We start from the raw sequence: 20,857 nt of genomic DNA on the forward strand, positions 1-20,857 counted from the left end.
GGAATGCTAGCAATCACGGCGCCACGGCACCCACAACGGTTCTCACCTGCGCGACGCGAGCACCCGCCCGGACTCGCGCGAGGTGTCGGCGGAGTTGGACTCCAGGGAGCGCGAGCCGCCGAGTTTGCGGGACACGTGCTCTCCGACGGTCATCGGTTCATAGCGTGCGGGATGGTCGTCGTCGACCATGCCGGGCAGGGGGCCGACGACGGCGTCGACGTTGCCGTCGTGGAAGAACGCCGCGGAGCGCCGCCGCATGATTGTCCCGTTCACCACCGGCGGACGCACCCGGTGCAGCGTGGAGCGCCACCGGTCGTTGGTGAGCCGGGCGGTCACGTCCCCCAGGTTCACCAGCAGCGCACCGGGCTCCGGGAGCACGTCGTGCCAGCCGCCGTCCTCGCCGAGGACCTGCAGCCCGGCCACGCGGTCGGCCCACAGCACGGTGACGATGCCGTAGTCGGTGTGTTCGCCCATGCCGGTCAACTCCCCGTCGAGTTCCACGGTCTGGCCGGGGTCGAGGGCGTAGTTGATGGTGCGCAGCACGTCGATGGAGTGGTCGGCGAGGCCGGTGATGGTGCCGCGCGGCACGTCCAGGGCGTCCTCGAAGATCACGGTGAGGGTCTCGGCGACGCGTTGCGCCTCGGCGAACCAGCGTTCCAGGTTGCCGCGGAAGGACGCCATGGCGTCCTGTGTCTCCTCCGGCCAGACGTTCTGCGGGTAGTCCGCCTCCGGCAGCGCCAGGGACGGAAAGTCACTGGCCTGTGCGCCGATGTTGAAGGCCTCGAAGAAGTCGTTCATGCCGGTGGCGGACTCCACACCGAGGGACAAGGACAGCCGTTCGGACTTCGGCGGCGAGTAGCCGCGGTTGACCTCGGGCGGGGTGACCACGCGTTTCTTGGTCTCCAGGTCGCGCAGGAAGAAGGCGTCGAGCGCATCGGCGAGCCCGTCCCAGGTGTCGGTGGCGATACCGTGGCCGGTGAGCTGGATGAAGCCGACGTCGCGGGCGGCGGCGTCGACCTGCCGGGCGACCGCGTCGCGTTCCCCCTCCGCAGATTCTCCGGTATAGGCACTGATGTCGATGACGGGTACGTGGAAGTCGTTCACGGTGTTCTCCTTCGGGTGAGTGTGTCGGTGAGCTCGGTGGCGAGGCCGCGGGAGTCGGCGGTGAGCAGCACGCCGTCGCGCACGACCCAGCGTCCGGCGACCATCACGTCGCGGGGGCGTCGTCCAGGAGAGGCCCAGATCAGCCCGCCCTGCGGGTCGTGGACGCCGGCGTCGGCGACGTCGCCCATGTCCCAGACGCACAGGTCCGCGGGTGTGCCGGGGACCAGCGTGCCGAGTTCGGGACGCCCCAGGCCGGCGGCGGAACCGGCGGTGGCCATGGTGACCGCGTCGGACGCGGTGACGGGCGCACCAACCAGCCCCGAGACCTGGACGGCGAGGCGGGCGTCGGCGAGCAGGTGGCCGCCGTCGTTGCTGCCGCCGCCGGACGTCCCGAGCCCGACGTCGACCCCGCCAGCCAGCAGCTCGGCGACGGGGACGACGCCCCAGCCCATGGGCACGTCGCAGCCGGGTGCGTGGGTCACGGCCGCCCCGGAGGCGATGACCGCGGCGATCTCGTCGGCGGTGACGTCGCAGAGGTGCGCCACGGTCACGCCGGGTTCCAGCCAGCCCCACTCGGCGAGCAGCTCGAGGGGCCGGCGGCCGTACTTCTGCGCGGCGACGGCGACGTCGACCTGCTCATTGGCCTGGGTGCGCCGCCGCAGGCCGAGGTCACGGGCGACCTCGGCGAGGGCGGCGAAGGTCTCGGGGCCGTCGGCGTGCACGCCGGACGGTCCGACGGCGAGCTGCAGGCGTCCTTCCCCGTAGGCGCCGGACGCACCGGACGCACTGAACGCGCGGTGGATCGCGCGCACGGAGTCGGCGGCGGCGTCCGGGGAGTCCCCGGCGGTGCCGCGCACGAAGCACAGCCGGGCGCCGAGGTCGTCGGCGGCGCGGGCGGTGGCCAGCGCCATCTCGACCGGGTCGACACTGGCGGGCCAGGTCAGGTGGTGGTCGGCGACGGTGGTCACCCCGCAGAGCAGGGACTCCGCCAGGCCCACCGAGGCCGCCTTGTGGGTGAGGTCGGGGTCGACGTCGTAGTCGCGGTAGGCCGTGGCCATGACCTGCAGCCAGCGGGCCATGGGCACGTCGCGGGTGCCGGGCAGGGTGCGGAACGCCGACTGCAGCAGGTGATGGTGGGCGTTGACCAGGCCCGGGGTGACCAGGCAGCCGGAGACGTCGACGCTCTCTGGTGCCGGCTCGGCACGCTCGGCAGGCTCGGCGGTTTCGGCGGTTTCGGCGATCACGCCGTCGACCACCAGGACGTCCGGCCCCGCCAGGGCACCGCTCAGCAGCGTGGCGCTCACAGGTCGAGCACCAGACGCCCGGAGCGGCAGCGCGAGACGCACACCATCATCGACTCGTTCTCGGAGCGCTCCTCCGGGGTCAGCACGTTGTCTCGATGGTCCACCTCCCCGGAGACCACGCCGACCTCGCAGGTGCCGCACACACCCTCGCGGCAGGACGACGCCAGCAGCGTCCCGTGGGCCTCGAGGGTGTCGAGCAGCGAGGCGTCCGGCGCGACGGTGACGGTCTCGCCGCTGGTGGCGAGGGTGACGTCGAAGGACGCCGCGGTGTCGTCCGACAGGTCGGGGGCGGTGAACTGCTCGGCGAAGACGTCGACGGCCGGCTGGTCGGCCACCGCCGTGGCGACGTCGTCGGCCAGGCTGCCGGGCCCGCACACGTATACGGCCGTACCACGGGGCAGGTCGGCCAGCGCCGCCGCGAGGTCGACGCGTCCGGCCTGCGCCGAACCGTGGAAGCGGATGCGCCCGGCAGCTGCGGAGCCGTATTCGTCACGCAGCTGCGCGAGGTACGGCATGTCCGCCTCGGTGCGCGCCAGGCACAGCATGCGCCACGGGCGTCCCGTACGCTGCGCCTCGGCGACGAGCGACACCATCGGCGTGACGCCGACACCGCCGGCGACGAAGACGTAGTTCAGCGCGCGGGTCAGTGGGAAGTGGTTACGTGGCGCGCCGACCAGCACCGGTGTGCCGGCGCCCGCGTCGCGGTGCAGGCCCGACGAACCGCCGCGGCCGCCACTGTTGACGTCCTGCCGGTCGACGGCGACGGTGTAGCTCGACGGGTCGGACGGCCGGGAGCACAGGGAGTACTGGCGGGTCAGCCCGGAGCCCGGGACGCTGACGTCCACGTGCGACCCGGGCGTCCAGCCGGGCAACGGCGCGCCGTCGGGCAATGCCAGGGTGAACTCGTCGACCCGCGGGGTCAGGGACCGCCGGGCGACCACGGTCAATTTATTCATCATGCGGGGATACCTCCGTCGTGACGTACCCCAGCCCGGCGCGTACGCGGACCACCGTAGTGCACCGCCGAGTCCACGCGCAGCGTCCGGCGGGGCGAAACGCGGGAATTCACACGATCTTTCACCGGCCCGAAACATGCCCGTACCCCGGGGCTCCGCCGGGGCGTGAGGCGTCACCGAAGTGATCCTGGGGAGAAACAGGGGCGAAACACCCGGCCCATAATCTCCATTGGTGCACGACAAAAACCCTGAATACCCGCGGTGCACGACCGATGTCCCGATCCCCCACCTGGCCCCAGCCCGGCGAGGTACTCCCCTCGGAACGGAACACAAGAGAGCACTCCTGCACACCGCCGACCGACAGTTCCCCTGTCCCCGCACTCTGGGGACACACCAGACTGCTGCGCGCCGGCGATGACATCCCTCACGCAGCGGTCACGACCCTGACGAAGAGAGAGGAGGCTCCAGATGACCGTGACGAAGACGACGATGAAGACGCAGACCGCCGGCATCGCCGGCGTGCTGCTCGACGGCGCTCCCGTCGACATCACCTTCGACGGCCCCCTGGTCGACGACGTCCGCCCCCACCAGGACGGCACCGTCCCGGTGGGCCACGTCGACCTGCGTGGCTACACGGTCCTGCCCGCCACCGCCGACCCGCACGCCCACCTGGACAAGTCCCGTTCCTGGGACCTCGTCGACCCGCCGGTCGGCGATCTGCCCGGCGCGGTGGCGGCGTGGGCGGCCGCGGCGTCCGGCTTCACCGAGGACGACATCCTCGCCCGCGCACACGACACCGCCCTGAGCATGCTCGCCGCCGGCACCACCGCCGTACGCACCCACGTCGACGTCTACCCCGACACCACATCGGGCAGCGCCGGCCCGACCGGCACCAAACCGGACGCCTTCCGGGGCGTGCGGGCACTGCACCGTCTGCGCTGGGAACTCTCCGGCGTGATGACGCTGCAGATCGTCGCGCTCGTCGCACCGTCCACCCCGGTCACGGCCGTCGGCGCCCTGGTCGCCGGGGCGCTCGACGCCGGGGCGGACCTCGTCGGCGGTGCCCCGCACCTCGCCGGGGACCCGCTGGCGCAGACCGACGCGCTCGTCGACGCCGCCGAGACCCACCACGTCGGCTGCGACCTGCACATCGACGAGTACACCGGGACCCACCACCGCACCTCCACGATCCACCGCTACGCCGCGCGGGTCACCGGCTGGCCCGCCGGGCGCGACCGCGCCGCCGGGCACTGCTGCCACCTCGCCGACCTCGCAGAACTCGCCGACCCGAGTGAACTCGCCGCCACCACCGACGAGCTGCTCGCCGCGGACATGCCGGTCATCGCCCTGCCCGCCACCAACCTCTACCTGCAGGACGCCACCTCACGCGCGATCGCTCCCCTCTCCGTCCTGCGGGCGAAGGGTGTGCGCGTCGCCGCCGGCGGCGACAACGTCGCCGACCCGTTCAACCCCACCGGACGCGGCGACGCCCTGGAGACCGCGGCGCTGCTCGTCACCGCCGCCCACCAGACCCCCACCGAAGCCCTCGACCTGGTCACCAGCGACGCCAGGAACGTCATGGGCCTACCACCGGCCGGACCCACCACCGGAGCGGTCGCCGACCTGCTCTGCGTCCGGAATCCCCCCAACCCCACCACCACACCAACCACCACCTCCCTCATCGCCGCCGCACCGTGCGACCGCGTCGTCATCACCGCCGGCCGCTTCGTCGCGCGTACCACGTCCACGACAACCTTCCCCCACCTCCGGAGAACACCGTGACCACCACTGCACCGACTTCACCGACTGCACCTACCACCACTCCGCTGGTGAGCTTCAACGACACCGGCATGACCTACAACACCGGCACCGACGGCGCCACCACCGCCCTGCACGGCGTGTCCTTCGACGTCGAACCGGGCGAGTTCATCAGCGTCGTCGGCCCGTCCGGCTGCGGCAAGTCCACCCTGCTGCGCCTGGCCTCCGGCCTGGAGACCTCCACCGAGGGCACGATGAGCACCTCCACCGACCGCATCGCCTACGTCTTCCAGGACGCCACGCTGCTGCCGTGGCGCACCGTGCGGGAGAACGTGATGCTCCTCGGCGAACTCGACGGCCTGTCCAAGGCCGACCGGCAGGCCCGCTGCGCCGACTCCCTGGCCACCGTCGGACTCGACGGCTTCGAGGACCACCTCCCCCACCAGCTGTCCGGCGGCATGCGCATGCGCGTCTCCCTGGCCCGCGCCCTGACCATCGAACCGGAGCTCTTCCTGTTCGACGAACCCTTCGCCGCCCTCGACGAGATCACCCGCGAACGCCTCGGCGTGGAACTCACCGAACTCTTCGCCGAGAAACGCTTCGGCGGCCTGTTCATCACCCACTCCGTCACCGAGGCGGTGTTCCTGTCCACCACCGTGTCGGTGATGTCCGGGCGCCCCGGCACCGTCGTCGACGAGGTCGACGTCCCCTTCCCCTTCCCCCGCGACCCGAAGCTGCGGTTCTCCCCGGAGTTCACCGCCCTGACCGAACGCGTCTCGACCTCACTGATGGAGGCCCACTCATGACCGCACCGACCACCGCCAAGAAGAGCACCGGGAAGACCACCGCGCAGGACGCAACGGGCGCCGCCGCGGCGACGGTCGCCGGGCCGTCCGGCACGTCCGGTACCTCCGGTAGCGCAGCGCCCGTCGCAGCGTCCGGCACGTCCTCCCCGGCGCGCAGGACGCGGCGAGGCATTCCCTTCGCCGGCGTCGTCCTGCCCCTCCTCGTGTTCGGCGCGGTCATCGCCGCCTGGTACGCCGTGAGCTACCTGCTGCTCGACGAGTCGCGCCGCTTCCTCATGCCCCCGCCACACGAGGTCATCACCGACGGACTGCTCGGCGCCTCCGCCCCGGAGATGTGGCAGGGACTCATGCAGACCACCACCGTGGCGCTGACGGGCCTGGCCATCGCCGCGGTCGTCGGCATCACCTGGGCGATCGTGATGTCCCAGTCAAAGCGGGCCGAGGCCGCCCTGTTCCCCTACGCCGTGTTCCTGCAGTGCATCCCCGTGCTGGCCCTGGTGCCGCTCGTGGGCTTCTGGTTCGGCTTCGGCTTCTCCGCCCGCGTCTTCGTCTGCGTGCTCATCGCCCTGTTTCCCCTGGTGTCCAACACCCTGTTCGGCCTGAAGTCCGTGGACCCGGGCATGCGCGACCTCTTCGCACTGCACAAGCCCTCCCGGCTGACCGTGCTGCGAAAGCTCGAACTGCCCGCGGCGATGCCGTCCATCTTCGTCGGCCTGCGCACCTCCGCCGGACTGTCCGTGGTCGGCGCGATCGTCGGCGACTTCTTCTTCAAGCAGGGAACCCCCGGCATCGGCGTGCTGCTCGACAACTACCGTTCCCGCCTGCAGTCCCCCGAACTCTTCGCCGCGATCATCCTCGCCTCCCTGCTGGGCGTGGTCGTGTTCCTGATCTTCGGCTGGATCGGCAGGCGCGTCGTCGGCCGCTGGTACAACGCCTGATCCACTTCCTCTCACCTACACACCACCCCGGAGAACCCCATGAACAGCACCAACAGCACCAACCGCACCGCCCGCACCGCCCGCACCGTTCTCGCCGCGTCCACCTCCCTGGCCACCCTCCTCGCCCTCGCCGCCTGCGGCGACGGTAACGGCGGTGCTGCGGCGTCCGACTACGACGGCGACATCGGCTCCACCGACCTCTCGTCGGTCTGCCCGGAGACCGTGGTCGTGCAGACCGACTGGTTCCCGGAGGCAGAACACGGCCACCTCTACGAACAACTCGACTACGACGGGGAGGGGCGCGACGCGGTGAGCATCGACGCCGACGGCAAGGTCGTCAGCGGCCCCCTGTTCGACGGCGACAACGGCTACACCGGTGTTGACCTGGAGATCCGCTCCGGCGGCCCGGCGATCGGCAACCAGAACGTGACCTCCCAGCTGTACCAGGACCCCGACATCCTCCTCGGCTACGTCGACACCGACCAGTCCATCCAGAACTCCGACTCCATGCCCACCACCGGCGTGCTGTCCACCCTGGACAAGAGCCCGCAGATGATCATGTGGGACCCCGAGACCTACCCCGACGTCCACGAGATCGCCGACCTCAAGGACGAGGACGCCACCGTGCTGACCTTCTCCGACATGTCCTACATCAAGTACCTCACCGGTGCCGGCATCCTCGACCAGTCGCAGATCGACGAGAGCTACGACGGCTCACCGTCCACCTTCGTCGCCGCCGGCGGCGCGAACGCCCAGCAGGGCTACTCCTCCTCCGAACCGTACAACTACGAGAACGAGGTCCAGGGCTGGATGAAGCCGGTGGACTACCAGCTCATCCACGACGCCGGCTTCCCCACCTACAAGTCCGCGCTGGCCGCCCGGAGCGGGGACCTCGAGGACAGTGCGACCACCGACTGCCTGTCCGAGCTGGTCCCGGTGCTGCAGCGCGGCGAGAAGGACTACATGGAGGACCCGTCGGCGGCCAATGAGCTGATCGTGCAGGCCGTCGAGGACTTCAACGCCGGCTGGGTCTACGGCGACGGCAACGCCGAGTTCGGCCACGCCCGGATGCGCGACGAGGAGCTCGTCGCCAACGGTTCCGACGGTGTGCTCGGCTCCTTCGACGAGGCACGCGTCAGCGAGGTCCTCGACATCGTGACCCCCATCTTCGCCGGGCAGAACACCCCGGTGAAGGACGGCGTGGCCACCGACGAGCTCGCCACCAACGAGTTCCTCGACGAGAGCGTCGCGCTGTGACGGCCGCACCTGCCACTCCTGCCCGGCCACCGGCACAGCAGCTCGGCGTGCGCGTGGACACCGACGTCGACCACGTCTTCGCCACCGCCACGCAGGACACCCGCCCCGACTTCACCGCGGACGACGTCGACGCCCTGGTCGACGACCTCATCGGCGTCCTCGGCCCCCGCGGCGTGAGCCAGCTGCCCCGCGCGATCGGGCGGGCCTCTCGCGACGGCTCCGGCATGAGCCCGGTGCTCTCGGCCCAGCTCGCCGCCGGTGAACTCGGCACCCCCGACGTGGTCTGCTACCCGCGCCACGTCGAGGAGGTCCCGCAGATCGTGCGCGCCGCGGTGCGCCACGGCGTGCCGGTCACCACCCGCGGCAAGGGCACCGGCAACTACGGCCAGGTGCTTCCCCGCTTCGGCGGCCTGGTGCTGGACATGACCTCGCTGACCACGATCCACGGCCTCGACCCCGCCACCGGCGAGATCACCGCCGACGCCGGGGCGCGCATGCTCACCCTCGAGCAGTACGCCTGGGAACACGACCACCAGCTGTGGATGTACCCCTCCACCGTGCAGTCCTCCCTCGGCGGGTTCCTCGGCGGCGGTTCGGCCGGCACCGGCACCATCGTGCACGGCCGCAACCACCAGGGTTTCGTCACCGCCGTGGACGTGGTCCCCGCCACCGCCGACGCCGAGATCATCCACCTGGAGGGCGAGGCGGCCCAGCCGTTCGTGCACACCTACGGCGTGGCCGGCGTCATCGTGCGCGCCACCGTGCGCGTGGAACCGTTGCAGGACTGGCGTTGCCTGTACGCGTCCTTCCCCACCACCCGCGGAGCCTTCGACGCCGCGCGTGCGGTGATGGAGGCCGGGCTGCGTCCCCGCCTGATGTCCGCCGACGGCCCCGAGGTCGTCGCCGCCCTGCCGGACGACCCGGCGCTGGTGCGCGGGCGCGCCAGCCTGCGCGGCATCGTCGACGCCGACGAGGTGGGGGACGTCACGGCGCTCGTGGCGTCCTACGGCGGGCACGTCGAGGACGTGCGCGAGGGCGCGGCGCAGTCCGTGCGGCTGTCCACGATCTCCTACAACCACCCCACCTGGTGGCTGCAACGCCGCCAGCCCGGCCACTGGTTCCACCTGGAGTGCCAGGGCAACGCGGTCGTGGAACGGCTCGAGGAGGTCGAGGCGGTGTTCGGTGGCGGCCTGTTCCACCTCGAGGTCGGCAACAACATGATGTTCGGCATGCTCAACGGGCCGATCGGTGAGCACGAGACGATCGACGAGCTGCGTGCCCGCATCCTGGCCGGGGTGCCCGAACTCACGGCCCTGGGGGTGGGCGTGCACTCCCCGCACCAGTGGTACGTGGACCTGGAGCCCGAGCGGGTGCGCGCCCTGGCCGCGCGGACCGACCCGACCGGCATCCTCAACCCCGGGAGGTGGATGTGATCGGCGCGTCCCGGCGGTTCGCCGACCTGACCACCGCGGAGGTGGGCTCCGCGCTGTCGGAGGACAGTGTGCTGGTGCTGCCCACCGGGGCGATCGAACCCCACGGCCCGCACCTGCCGCTGTCCACCGACCTGACCATGGCCGAGGCCGTGGCGGGTGCGGCGGTGACCCGGGCCGCCGCCGCGGGCACCGACGTGTGGCTGCTGCCGTCGCTGGCGTACACCAAGTCCGACGAGCACGCCCTGCTGCCCGGCACCATGTGGCTGCGTCCCGAGACGTTCCTGCAGACCGTGGTGGACCTGGGACGCTCCATCGCCGCCACCCCGGCGAAGCGGCTGCTGTTCGTGAACTGCCACGGCGGCAACTCCGCGCTGCTCGGCGTGGCCCTGCGCGAACTGCGCCGACGCTTCGACCTGCACACCTTCCTGGTGTCCGGGCCGGCGCTGCCCGGGGAGACCGAACGCGGCATCGGGGTGCACGCCGGGTGGGCGGAGACCTCCATGATGCTGCACGTCGCCCCGGAGCTGGTGGACATGTCCGCCGCCGCCGTACTGGGCCCGCAGGTCGCCGACGGTGTGGCCGACTGCTCCCACGTGGGCTTCGGCGCACCCGGGCGTCCGGTGACCTTCGGGTGGCTGTCCACCGACCTGGCGGAGTCCGGGGTGGTGGGCGACCCCACCGGGGCCACCGCCGAGGCCGGACGCGACCTGTTCGAGGCGCGCGTCGCCGAGATCGTGGCAGCCCTGCCGGAGATCGCCTCCTTCCTCCCGGGAGGCCGACGGTGACCCCGGCGCGTCTGTTCCTCGAGCACCTGACGCTTCCGCCCGAACCGCCGACGTTGATGACGCTGGCCACCGTCGGTGCCGACGGCTACCCGCGCACCCGCACCGTGATGGTGTCCGGAGTCGGCGACGACGGTCGCGTGCGCTTCCACACCGACTCACGCTCGCGGAAGGTACGGGACGTGGAGGGGTGCCCGAAGGCCTCACTGACGGTGCTGACCCCCGACCGCAGACGGCAGGTCACCGTGGTCGGCGACGTGGTGGCCGACACCGCCGCCGGCTCGCGTGAGGCCTTCGCCCGACGATCGCGGTACCTGCAGCTACTGGCCTGGCTGAATGACCGGGGTCTGGCGGTGTCGGATGTCGGGGAACGACGTCGCGTGTGGGCCGAGTTCGACGCCGCGCACCCCGACCTGGCCTCCGACCCACCGGACACGTGGGCCGGTTTCGCCGTGGTGCCGCGCGAGTACCTGTTCTGGACCGCCGACGACGCCGGACCGTCCCACCGCGTGCGGTACACCCGTACCACTGGTGTGGGCGGGGTGGGCGGGGTGGGTGCGGGCGGTGCAGCTAGTGAGACTGAAGTGGGCGAATCGGGCTGTGAAGATGGCTGGGCCCGCGAGGTCCTGCCCGGATGAACCGCCCCGCCGGATAGCCCGGTCCTGAAACCCCACGCTGTTGTTGGTCTGCCCCAACCAGACCAACAATCGCGTGGGGTTCTGGGGACCGCGGACCGCGAGCAGCGACTCGCCTGCCGCGCACACCCTCGTTCCGCGCGGACTCGCCGAAGCAACACCGCGGAAACACCCGCGCCCTAGACTCAGGGCCGTTCCGCGGTGCACGACCGTTGCCGCGCGGGCGAGCGTCACTGTGACGTCCCCGCGCGGCACAAGAGAGCATTCCTGCACACCGCCGACTGACCACAACCCAGCCGGACCAGGAGGTTCCACCCCGTCATGCCCACACTGTTCACCAACGCCGTCATCCTGCCCGTCAGCGCCGACCCCGACAGCCCCCGCTGGTTCACCGGATGGCTCAGCGTCGACGACTCCGGACGCATCAGCGGCCTCGGCGAAGGAACCCCGCCGGAATCCACCGCCACCGCGGCGTCCTCCACCGTGAACCTCGACGGCGCCTTCCTCGCCCCCGGCTTCATCTCCGCGCACAGCCACATCTACACCGGCGGCATGCGCGGGGTGGAGCACTCATCACCGCTGTACAAGTGGGTCACGCAGAACAGTGCGATGCTCGCCAACGCCGACCCGGAGACCATGTACTGGCTCTCCCGTGCCGGCGGGCTGGACCACCTGGCGTCCGGCATCACGTCGGTCTACAACTTCACCCAGTCGCGCGTGATCTGCCGCTTCGACTACGACACCTCCACCCTCAAGGCCGTGAAGGTGCACGAGCCGGACTTCGTGACCCGCCAGATCGACGGTGTCGCCGACGCCGGCATCCGCTTCGTCACCTCGGTGCGTGTCGACGATGAACAACTCCCCGAGCAGGACGCCTTCGACGCCTTCGGGGTCGCCATGACACACCTCGACACCGTCGCTCCCGGCCTCGACCTCGGCGGCTCGGTGTACGGCGCGGTGCAGTGGGCGTCCGACGCGGTCACCGCCGAACGCGAGAAGACCCTCATGGAGAAGTGGGGCGTCACCAACCAGGCACACTTCGTGGAGACCGCCGAACAGATCGACATCCAACAGTCCAAGTTCGACTGGTACGACGCCGCCGGCGTGCTCGGCGACGACTTCGCCTTCGGCCACTTCGTGCACCCCACCGAAAAGATGGTCGAGCGCGTCGTCGAGTCCGGCACCTCCGTGGTGTGGCAGGCCATGTCCAACGGCCGCCTGGGCTCCGGTATCGCCGACATCGTGACTCTTCTGGGGCGCGACGTGACCGTGGGAATGGGCGTGGACGACCAGTCCTGCACCGACACCTCCGACCCCTTCGAGAACATGCGCACCGGCCTGTTCACCCAGCGTGCCGTGCATTCCGACGCATCGATCATGGCGGTGGACGACGTCCTGCGCCTGCACACCCTCGGCTCCGCGCGCTCCATGGGCGTGGGCGACAAGGTGGGTTCTCTGGAGGTCGGCAAGCTCGCCGACCTGGTCGTGGTGGACCCGCGCGACCCGGCGACCGGCCCCGTGTGGGACCCGGTGGCGACCTACGTGCTGGCCTGCGGGCTTCGTCACCTGCGGCAGGTGTACGTCGGCGGCGAGGTGGTGTGGGACACCTCTGCCGACTCTCCGTCCGGCCCCGACTACGCCGAGGTCAACCGGATGGCGGACGAGGGCATGGTGCGCTCGGCGGCGGCGGGCGGATTCACCCCGGCGCTGTAGGTCGGGGCTGCAGGCCGGCTACAGCTCGGCGATGAGCTCCACCACGCGCTCGGCGGTTCCCCACGACAGGGTCACGCCTGCGCCGCCGTGCCCGTAGGCGGCGACGACCGGCAGGGCCAGGCCGTCCACCCGCTCCAGACGCACCGTCGGACGTGACGGACGCAGCCCCACGCCATGACCCAGGATCGGCAGCTCCCGCAGCTCCGGGACCAGCGCCTCCGCGCGCGCCAGGATCGCCTCGGCGGTCTCCTGGTCCGGGGCCTCGTCCCACGAACCGGCCTGCGCCGTCCCGCCGACGACGATCTCGTCCTCACGCGGGAGGACGTAGGTGAGCTGGTCCGGGTCGTCGGAGTCCACGACCCAGTCGGTGAGACGCGGGCCGTCCTCCCCGCCGTCGCCGTTGGCCAGCAGCATCAGCTGGCCACGCACCGGGGTGAGCGAGTCGTCACCGCCGAGCAGCTCGCCGCCGCGCAGTCCCCCGGCGACGACGACAGCGTCCGCCGTGTCCGTCAGCTCGTCCAGGGACTCCACCGTGCGCCACCGGAACGTGACCCCGGCCATGCGGCAGGCGTCCATCAGCCAGGCGAGGTAGGCCGAGGTCATGATCATCGGCAGGGTCGCCTGCACCCCACCGTCGACCGGGCGGACGGAGTCCTCACCCAGCACCTTCACCACCGGCGCGACCCAGGAACGGTCCGGCGGGTCGAGGCGCTCGTGCAGCATGCCGGTGCGCATCTGCACCGGCGGGACGTCGTCGTCGAAGTCCTCCGGTGCGTCGGGATCCGCATCCTCCCCGTCGCCGAGGTCGCCGAGGGCCGCGAGCTCGGCGAAACGCACCAGCGAACGCTCCAGCACCTCGTCCGACACCCCGGTGCTGTACGGGAACCACAACGCCCCGGCCAGGGCGGAGACGGTGTCGCCCGGGCCGTGGTCGGCGACGACCGTGACCTCGTGGCCGGCGTCGGCGAGTTCATGCGCGCAGGACAGGCCGATGACGCCGGCACCGATGACGGTGATTCTGGAGGGGCTCGAAGACATGGGCCCATTGTGGCACCCGGCGGGTGGATTGGGTTGGGCTGGCAGACTGGCGATGCAATCTGAGTCATGCCCCAGGGCAATTTCCGGCGGTTTTCTGCCCTGAGGCATGAGTCAGATGACATATGGCGCCGACGACGGGTTCCTGGCACGGTGAGCATCATGAACAACTCCATGAACAGCACGCTCGGCACCGTGGGATTCGTCGGCGTCGGGTCCATCGCCGTCTCGATGGTCGAGGGGCTCCTGCGCAGCTCCGGTGCCGGTGACGACTCCACACCCGTCGTCCTGTCCCCGCGGGGCTCCGCCAACGTCGCCCGGCTGCGCGAGCGGTTCCCGCAGGCCAGCGTCGCAGCATCCAACGCCGAGGTCGTCGACCAGTCCGACGTGGTCGTCGTGGCCGTGCGCCCCGACCAGCTCGACGAGGCCCTGGCCGAGGCCCCCTTCCGCGACGGTCAGACCGTGGTCAGCGTGCTCGCCGGGGTGAGCATCGAGGCAGTGCGCCGCGCCGTCGGACGCGACGACATCCCGGTCGCCCGCGCGATCCCGCTCCCGCCGGTCGCCGAGCACGGCATCGAGGTGCCCGTCACCCCGGACGTCCCCGCCGCCGTCGAACTGTTCGACCGCATCGGCGGGGCGCTCGTGGTGCCGGACGAGTCGCAGATGGCCGTGCTCTCCGCCACCACCGGCGCGTGCACCGGGCTGCTGCAGTACATCTCCTCGCTGGTGGACTGGACCGTGGGACGCGGGCTGCCGCAGGACGTGGCCGAACCGTTCATCCGTGGCATGGCGGCGAGCCTCGCGCCGTCGTTGGTGGACACGGCGACGCCGATGCCTGAGGTCATCCGTTCCCACGAGACCCCGGGCGGGCTCAACGAGCAGCTGCGCACCACCTTCTTCGACGACGCCACCACCGGACGCCTCCACGACGCGTTGGACGGCACCTGGCGGCGCGCGGCACATGGGTGAGGTCGTCAGGGGAATGACACAGATGGCATGACGGGTGCAGAGCCCACCGGGCCGGTGAATGTAAACCCTCCGGCTCACCCTGATCCGTACCGGCCGGCCTGGCGCGGGACGTCGTCTACGGTTCGTCCACATGAGCATCCGGCCCCCTCTCCCCGGCACCCGATCCGTCGCGCGTCGGGTGTTGTCGTCGCTGGTCACCGTCACAACGGTCGGCGTCCTGGCGTCCGCCCCCGCCGTGGGGTCCGAGGATCCTGGCTCCCCGCGGCGCGGGCACGGAACCGCACTCATGCACCGTGACCTCGGTTCCACCGACAGTGTCCCCTGGTCAGGGCCCGGCGCGTCACCGTCCGTGGACTTCTCCGTGCCCGGTGGTGCCTGCTCGACGGTCTTCCAGGGCGCCGACGGCATGCCGGTCGCACTATGCACCAGGTACCTCGGCACCGAGCACGGGCTGACACCGGTCGCACCGTCCGTCGTCCTCTACGACCCGGCGACCGCCCGGCCCGTGGCGTCGTTGGAACTGAGGAAGACGGGGCTTCTCGGCGGGGTCTACGGGTATCTGGACGGCGAGGACCGCCTGGTCGTGGCCGAGGGGCACGCGATCCTGCGTATCGCGCACGTCCTGGAGGACGGGCGCTGGACGCTGCAGGTCGAGGAACGTACCGAGCTACCCGACCTCGGCACCGACGCCGCGATCGCCGGGCTCTCCCCCGACGAGAACGGCCGGACCTGGTTCGCCACCGAGGACGCCGTCACCGGATACCTCGACGACACCGGAGCCGACCCCACTGTCCGCACCGTGGCACTGGGCACGGACACACCGGGCGGCGAGGCCATCGCCAACGGGCTCACACCACGGCGGGACGGGGTCAGCGTACTGACCAGCCACGGTCTCCACGACGTCCGCGCCGACGCGGCCGGTGACCCCACCGTCGCCTGGTCGCGCACCTACGACCGCGGCAGCGCGCGCAAGCCCGGGCAGCTGTCGTGGGGCTCCGGGACGACGCCCACCTTCTTCGGCACCGGCGCCGAGCGCGTGGCGATCGTCGACAACGCCGACGCCTCCCCCAACCTCCTGGTGCTCGACGCCGCCACCGGCGACACCGTCTGCTCACTCCCGGCGTTCGACCAGGCCGGCCCCGGCACGGAGAACTCCCTGCTCGCCGACGGCGACTCCCTGTGGATCCCCTCCACCTACGGCTACGACTACCCGGACCTCGCCGTGGACGGCGAGTCCGTCCCGCAGGACGCCGACTTTCGCGGCGGCCTGACCCGCGTCGACCTGCAGAAGGACGCCTCCGGACGCGAACGGTGCGTGCGGCAGTGGGAAACCGACACGGCGCTGGACACGCTCCCGGAGCTGACGAGGGAGGACGGCACCATCTGGGCGCTGTCCCGCGGGGACGACGACCGGACGGTGAGCGTGGTCGGCGTCGACGCGGACAGTGGCCGCGAGACCTCCCGCACCCCGGTCGGCATCCTGCCGTTCGACCAGCCGATGCAGCTCACCGGCATGATCGCCCCGGACGGAACACTGTGGCAGGCCACCGCCACCCGCATGCTCAAGGTCTCACCGGCCGGCTGACGGTTCGTGTTCCAGCGAGGCTGACCCGATCAGCGCATCTTCCTCGCCATGGCGCGGGTGATCACCTTGTCGTCGAACTCGGGGATGAAGGTGGAGCACACCACGCCGGTGATGAAGGCTGCCGGAGCGGCCAATGCCAGCCCCACGGCCACCGCGGAACTACCGCCGACCAGCATCGTCAGGTTCGCACCGATGAAGTACAGGGCCGCAGCCAGGCCCAGGAAGGCGAGTACCGGGGCCACCGTCCGCTTCCACGTCCCGACCGGCAGCGTCGGCCGTGAGCGGAAGTAGACGATCACCGCCACGGACACCAGCAGCATGAGGATGATGATGGTCAGCGTCGCCAACCCGGAGAACCAGGTGAAGATCTCGACCACCGGGTCCATGCCGAGCAGTGCGCACACCACGGTGAGCACGGCGACGGTCGCGGTCTGCACGATGGAGGACATGTGCGGTGACCGGTAGGTCAGGTGGACAGCGCGCAGGCGTCGGGGCAGTCCACGCTTGTGGGAGATGGCGTGCTGGTAGCGGGTGAGCACGTTGTGGAAGGACAGGACGCAGGCGAACAGGCTGGTCAGCAGGAGGACGTGGACCACGGGCCCGGACCAGGCGCCGAGGTAGTTGACGGCGGTGGTGGCGATCATCTCGTCGGGGTTCGAGACCGCGGCGTCGACCACGTTGTCGGTGCCCCACGCCTGGACCACGGCCCAGCCGGAGACGGTGTAGAAGATGCCGATCACGGCGACGGAGATGTACGTGGCGCGCGGCACGGTGCGGTCGGGGTCACGCGCCTCGGAACGGAACACGGTGGTGGACTCGAAACCGATGAAGCCGGCCATGGCCATCATCAGACCCACGCCCATCGCCCCGGAGAAGACGTTCTCCGGCAGGAAGGGGTCGGCGTTGAGCCCCTCGGCGCCGCCACGTCCGACGATGACGACGTCGAGCAGCACGACGATGGCGATCTCGGCGACGAGCAGCACACCCAGCGCCTTGGAGCTCAGTTCGATGCTGCGGTAGCCGAGGTAGCCGACGACGGCGGCGGTGGCCAGGGAGAACACCCACCACGGCACGTCGGCGACCGGGGCGACGAGCAGGGTGAGCTGCTGGCCGAGGAAGCCGTAGACGGCGAACTGGATGGCGGTGTAGGTCAGCAGCGCGAGGTAGGCGGTGCCCATGCCGAGGCGGCGTCCGAAGGCGGTCTCGACGTAGGAGTAGAAGGCGCCTGGCTCGGAGATGTACTTCGACATGGTCGTCAGACCGACGGAGAACAGGACGAGGATCACCGCGCCTACGGCGTACATGGTGGGGTAGCCGGCTCCGTTTCCGGCGGCCATGCCGATGGGCAGGGCACCGCCGATGACGGTCAACGGTGCGGCGGCGGCGATGACCATGAAGACGATGGAGGTCGTGGTCAGCGACCCCTTCCGCAGCGTTGGGGCATCCTGCGTGGTGGTTGTGGTGACTGGTGTGGACATGGTGCGTCCTCTCAGGACGTGCGGGCGGAGGTGGGGTAGTCGAAGGAGTCGGGACGTAGCGGCGAGGTGCCGTCGACGGCGAGGTCGGCGGCGATGCGCCCGTAGACGGGGGCGAACTTCATGCCGTTGCCGCTCATCCCCGTCGCCACGGTCACGGCGCCGTCGCTGCCGGGGGCGAGGCCGAGGACCGGGACGTGGTCGGCGGTGAAGCCGTCGTGATGGAGGGTCAGCCGGACGGGGTCGTCGAGCATGCCGTCGAAGAAGGCGGAGCTGCGTTCGGCGAAGAGGGTGGTGAGGATCTCGGGCAGCACGCCGGTGCGCAGTTCCTCGATGCCGTCGGGTGTGGACGCGCCGCCGGCGAAGTCTCCGTGGGAGATCTTCACGCTGTAGCCGTCGAGACTGGGCGCGCCGTAGCAGTGCCAGACCTCGCCGGTGGAGGTGGTGACGTCGCGCATGAAGATCGGCAGGTTCTCCGGCAGGAAGTCGGTGATCTCCAACGGCAAGTACCAGGTCAGGGGGATCGCCTGCACGCTGATGTGCTCGGCGAGGTCGGGGTACAGGTCGGCGGCCCAGGAACCGTTGGCGACGATGACCTTGTCCGCCGTGACGGCGCCGACGGTACCGTTCTGCCGCGAGAGGCGGATGAGCGTCGAGCCGTCCGGCCCCTCCCCCGGCTCGATCGCGAGCACGCGGGTGTGGTCGCGCAGCTCGGCGCCGGCGTCCAGCGCGAGCTGCTGGGAGAGGGCGACGGCGAGTTCGGGGCGGATCCCGCCGCCGGCGGGGTCGACGATGGCGACGTCGGGGGACGCCCCGGGAGCCGGCGCGGCGAACGCAGGGTAGCGTCCTGCGAGTTCGGTGGCGTCGAGGACCTCGTGCTCGAGGTCGTGTTCGGCGATGACCTCCATGGTCTGGCGCATGGTGGCGAAGTCCGCCGGGGCGACGCTGACCGCGCCGATGGGCAGGAAGACGTCGCGTCCGGTGCGTTCGTTGAGCTCCAGCCACATCTCGCGGGCGCGCTGCACCAGGGGGATGTAGATACCGCCCTCCTTCAGCGCCACGCGGAACAGGCGCGACTCACCGGAGTAGGAGCCCTTGGTGTGGATACGGCCGAAGCGTTCGAGGCCGAGGATGCGGGCCTCCGGGGCACGCTCGGTGAGCTGCCACAGGGCCATCGATCCGATGGATCCGCAGCCCACGACCACGTAGTCGTAATGTTCGAGGTGTTCGCTCATGCCATCTCCGGGGTGTCCCAGACGGGCAGCGAGGTGCCGATGCTGCGCTCCAGGGCGCGCCGGTACAGGGTGGTGGCCCAGGCGACGTCCTCGACGGGCATGCCGCCGACGGAGTAGACCACGATGTCGTTCTCCGAGCGGCGCCCCACGGTGGTTCCGTTGATGACGTCCGCGATGTCGGCCACGCTGCCGTCCGGGATCTCGCCCGTCTTCTCCAGGGCGAGGAACTTGTTGCCGATGATGCCGACGGTCTCGAAGGCGTCCTCGCCGAACTCCTCGTGCCAGCACTCGTAGAGGCTGCGGTTGTCGAGGACCAGACGGGCGGCGTCGGAGGCGAGCCAGGCGTCGGGGATGTTGATGCACGACGGCAGGGACACGAACGCCCCCGGTGCCAGCCAGGACGGGTCGAGCACCGGGTAGTTGTCGGCGCCGATCGGTGCCGTGGTGGTGTAGGCGACGACCTCGGCGTCGCGCAGGGCGTCCTCGGCGGTGTCGGCGACCTCGACGGTGGTGAACTGCGGGAGGGTCTCGCGTACCCAGGCGGTGAAGTCGTCGATGCCGGCCTGGCTGCGCCCCTTCACCCGGACGGTGTGCAGCGTGGGGACACCGGCGGCGAAGGCCTCCAGGGCGGTCTTGCCCATCACGCCCGGTCCGACGACCGCGGCGACCGTCGCGCCCGGCTTCGCCAGGTGGCGGGCGCCGACGCCGGAGACCGCTCCGGTGCGGTAGGACGACAGCAGGTTGCCGTTCATGATCGCCAGGGGTGCGCCCGAGTCGGCGTTGTTGAGCACGAAGGTGTGGATGGAGCGCGGCAGCCCGGAGCAGCGGTTCTCCGTGTTGGAGCCGTACCACTTCACCCCGGCAGTGTGGAAGGAGCCGCCGAGGTAGGCGGGCATGGCCATGAAGCGCCGGTCGGGCCCGTTCTTCGGCATGCGTGGGTGCGGGGATTCGTCGGGGAAAAGGACCATGGAGCCGTGGGAGTTGTTGTTGGCCCCGCCCATCCGGTAGTCGCCGACGCCGAGAAGGGAGAACATCTCCTCCATCGTGTCCACGCAGGCGGGCATGTCCCTGACCCCGGCGGCGACCATGTCCGGTTCGCTGAGGTAGAGGGTGTCCAGACGGGGGCTGGTGGGAGCGGTGGTGGTTGCGGTGGTGGTTGCGGTGGTGGTTGCTGTCATGTCGGCCATGGAACAGCCCGCGTGTTTCACGGCCGTTGCTGACCGGTGACCTTCTTGTACAGCTGGAGAAAAACAGTGGTCAGGACGTGAAGATGCGGTCGCAGAAGGCGTCCAGCTGCGCGGTGAGGCGCTGCGGGGACGCCTCGTCCTGGTTCAGCGCGGCCCACACCTGCGCGCCGGTGAGCATGGTGAGCAGCTCGTCGACGACCACTCCCCTGGCCTGCCGGTCAGTGACGTCCGGCCGCAGTTTGCCGTCCTGCGCTGCCTCGTCGAGGCGGTCGAGGAAACTCCGACGCCAGGTGGCCATGCGCTCGGCGAAGACCTCCGCCTCGTCGGTGTGGTTGACGGCGCGTTGCCAGAAAGCCGTGACGACGCGGGCCTCTGCCCGTCGGACGTCGTCCAACGGAAGGATCTCGGCGGCGAGACGTTCCAGGCCGGGCCGGCCACGCTCGCCTCCGGGCACCTGCGCGCGCTCGTTGGTGGCTGCGTAGACGTATTCGAATGCCGCGGTGACCACGGCATCCTTGCCAGGGAAGTAGTACCGCAGCAGGCCGTTGGAGAAACCCGTGGCGTCGGCGATACGGCGGGTGGTGACGGCGTCGAGGCCTTCATCGGCGATGATCCGCCAGACGGAGCCGATGATCTCCTGGCGACGTTGGTCGTGGTCTACGCGTCGGGGCACGTCAGGAGAGTC

18 protein-coding genes are annotated in these 20,857 nt (G+C 70.7%); 10 read left to right on the plus strand and 8 right to left on the minus strand.

Annotation, left to right across the window (positions count from 1 at the left end):
• Positions 1-42: 42 nt before the first annotated feature.
• From ACT3S3_RS02145 to ACT3S3_RS02155, 3 genes are read right to left on the minus strand one after another with little or no spacing between them, the layout of a single operon-like run.
• The gene (locus tag ACT3S3_RS02145) at positions 43-1,104 is read right to left on the minus strand and encodes an isopenicillin N synthase family dioxygenase (RefSeq protein ID WP_301443609.1); all 1,062 of its coding nucleotides are present in this window, start codon (positions 1,102-1,104) and stop codon (positions 43-45) included.
• Entirely contained in the window at positions 1,101-2,408 is a 1,308-nt protein-coding gene (locus tag ACT3S3_RS02150; RefSeq protein WP_444626160.1) for an amidohydrolase family protein, read from the minus strand. Before ACT3S3_RS02150 ends, ACT3S3_RS02145 begins: the two co-directional genes overlap by 4 nt.
• Entirely contained in the window at positions 2,405-3,367 is a 963-nt protein-coding gene (locus ACT3S3_RS02155; protein ID WP_301443610.1) for a PDR/VanB family oxidoreductase, read from the minus strand. Before ACT3S3_RS02155 ends, ACT3S3_RS02150 begins: the two co-directional genes overlap by 4 nt.
• A 465-nt stretch (positions 3,368-3,832) precedes the next feature.
• On the opposite strand from ACT3S3_RS02155, the gene ACT3S3_RS02160 reads away from it, so the two are divergent.
• The 8 genes from ACT3S3_RS02160 to ACT3S3_RS02195 all read left to right on the plus strand — a co-directional run bounded on the left by ACT3S3_RS02160 (position 3,833) and on the right by ACT3S3_RS02195 (position 12,686).
• The gene (locus ACT3S3_RS02160; RefSeq protein WP_444626161.1) at positions 3,833-5,146 is read left to right on the plus strand and encodes an amidohydrolase family protein; all 1,314 of its coding nucleotides are present in this window, start codon (positions 3,833-3,835) and stop codon (positions 5,144-5,146) included.
• 68 nt (positions 5,147-5,214) lie between these two features.
• The gene (locus tag ACT3S3_RS02165; protein ID WP_444626175.1) at positions 5,215-5,928 is read left to right on the plus strand and encodes an ABC transporter ATP-binding protein; all 714 of its coding nucleotides are present in this window, start codon (positions 5,215-5,217) and stop codon (positions 5,926-5,928) included.
• On the plus strand, positions 5,925-6,866 hold the full coding sequence (locus tag ACT3S3_RS02170; RefSeq protein ID WP_441582184.1) for an ABC transporter permease: 942 nt from the start codon (positions 5,925-5,927) through the stop codon (positions 6,864-6,866). Before ACT3S3_RS02165 ends, ACT3S3_RS02170 begins: the two co-directional genes overlap by 4 nt.
• A gap of 39 nt (positions 6,867-6,905) precedes the next feature.
• Positions 6,906-8,123, plus strand: coding sequence for an ABC transporter substrate-binding protein (locus tag ACT3S3_RS02175; protein ID WP_444626162.1), 1,218 nt, complete (start codon positions 6,906-6,908; stop codon positions 8,121-8,123).
• Between the two features lie 53 nt (positions 8,124-8,176).
• Positions 8,177-9,556, plus strand: a complete 1,380-nt coding sequence (locus ACT3S3_RS02180) for an FAD-binding oxidoreductase (RefSeq protein WP_301443792.1) — start codon at positions 8,177-8,179, stop codon at positions 9,554-9,556.
• On the plus strand, positions 9,553-10,341 hold the full coding sequence (locus ACT3S3_RS02185) for a creatininase family protein (RefSeq protein ID WP_301443789.1): 789 nt from the start codon (positions 9,553-9,555) through the stop codon (positions 10,339-10,341). The genes ACT3S3_RS02180 and ACT3S3_RS02185 overlap by 4 nt, the downstream gene beginning before the upstream one ends.
• The gene (locus ACT3S3_RS02190; RefSeq protein ID WP_444626163.1) at positions 10,338-10,976 is read left to right on the plus strand and encodes a pyridoxamine 5'-phosphate oxidase family protein; all 639 of its coding nucleotides are present in this window, start codon (positions 10,338-10,340) and stop codon (positions 10,974-10,976) included. The genes ACT3S3_RS02185 and ACT3S3_RS02190 overlap by 4 nt, the downstream gene beginning before the upstream one ends.
• Positions 10,977-11,294: 318 nt before the next feature.
• A complete protein-coding gene (locus ACT3S3_RS02195) occupies positions 11,295-12,686 on the plus strand; it encodes an amidohydrolase family protein (RefSeq protein ID WP_301442406.1) in 1,392 nt (463 codons plus the stop codon).
• Positions 12,687-12,704: 18 nt separating this feature from the next.
• On the opposite strand, the gene ACT3S3_RS02200 is transcribed toward ACT3S3_RS02195, so the two are convergent.
• Positions 12,705-13,724, minus strand: coding sequence for an FAD-dependent oxidoreductase (locus tag ACT3S3_RS02200; protein ID WP_301442405.1), 1,020 nt, complete (start codon positions 13,722-13,724; stop codon positions 12,705-12,707).
• A 159-nt stretch (positions 13,725-13,883) separates the two neighbouring features.
• Here ACT3S3_RS02200 and ACT3S3_RS02205 point away from each other — a divergent pair, with 159 nt between their 5' ends.
• The gene (locus tag ACT3S3_RS02205; RefSeq protein ID WP_301442404.1) at positions 13,884-14,690 is read left to right on the plus strand and encodes an NAD(P)-binding domain-containing protein; all 807 of its coding nucleotides are present in this window, start codon (positions 13,884-13,886) and stop codon (positions 14,688-14,690) included.
• A gap of 130 nt (positions 14,691-14,820) precedes the next feature.
• Positions 14,821-16,275 carry a hypothetical protein gene (locus ACT3S3_RS02210; protein ID WP_444626165.1) on the plus strand — a complete coding sequence of 485 codons (1,455 nt, stop codon included), beginning with the start codon at positions 14,821-14,823 and terminating at the stop codon, positions 16,273-16,275.
• A 29-nt stretch (positions 16,276-16,304) separates the two neighbouring features.
• Here ACT3S3_RS02210 and ACT3S3_RS02215 read toward each other — a convergent pair whose 3' ends face one another.
• The 4 genes from ACT3S3_RS02215 to ACT3S3_RS02230 all read right to left on the minus strand — a co-directional run.
• Positions 16,305-17,753, minus strand: a complete 1,449-nt coding sequence (locus tag ACT3S3_RS02215; RefSeq protein ID WP_301442402.1) for an APC family permease — start codon at positions 17,751-17,753, stop codon at positions 16,305-16,307.
• An 11-nt stretch (positions 17,754-17,764) separates the two neighbouring features.
• On the minus strand, positions 17,765-18,985 hold the full coding sequence (locus tag ACT3S3_RS02220) for an FAD-dependent oxidoreductase (RefSeq protein ID WP_444626166.1): 1,221 nt from the start codon (positions 18,983-18,985) through the stop codon (positions 17,765-17,767).
• On the minus strand, positions 18,982-20,163 hold the full coding sequence (locus ACT3S3_RS02225) for a tyramine oxidase subunit B (RefSeq protein ID WP_301442400.1): 1,182 nt from the start codon (positions 20,161-20,163) through the stop codon (positions 18,982-18,984). The genes ACT3S3_RS02220 and ACT3S3_RS02225 overlap by 4 nt, the downstream gene beginning before the upstream one ends.
• Positions 20,164-20,242: 79 nt before the next feature.
• The coding region (locus ACT3S3_RS02230; RefSeq protein WP_444626168.1) for a TetR/AcrR family transcriptional regulator at positions 20,243-20,857 on the minus strand (615 nt) is incomplete at its 5' end.

Source organism: Corynebacterium sp. AOP40-4SA-5 (assembly GCF_052377355.1).
GTDB lineage: Bacteria > Actinomycetota > Actinomycetes > Mycobacteriales > Mycobacteriaceae > Corynebacterium.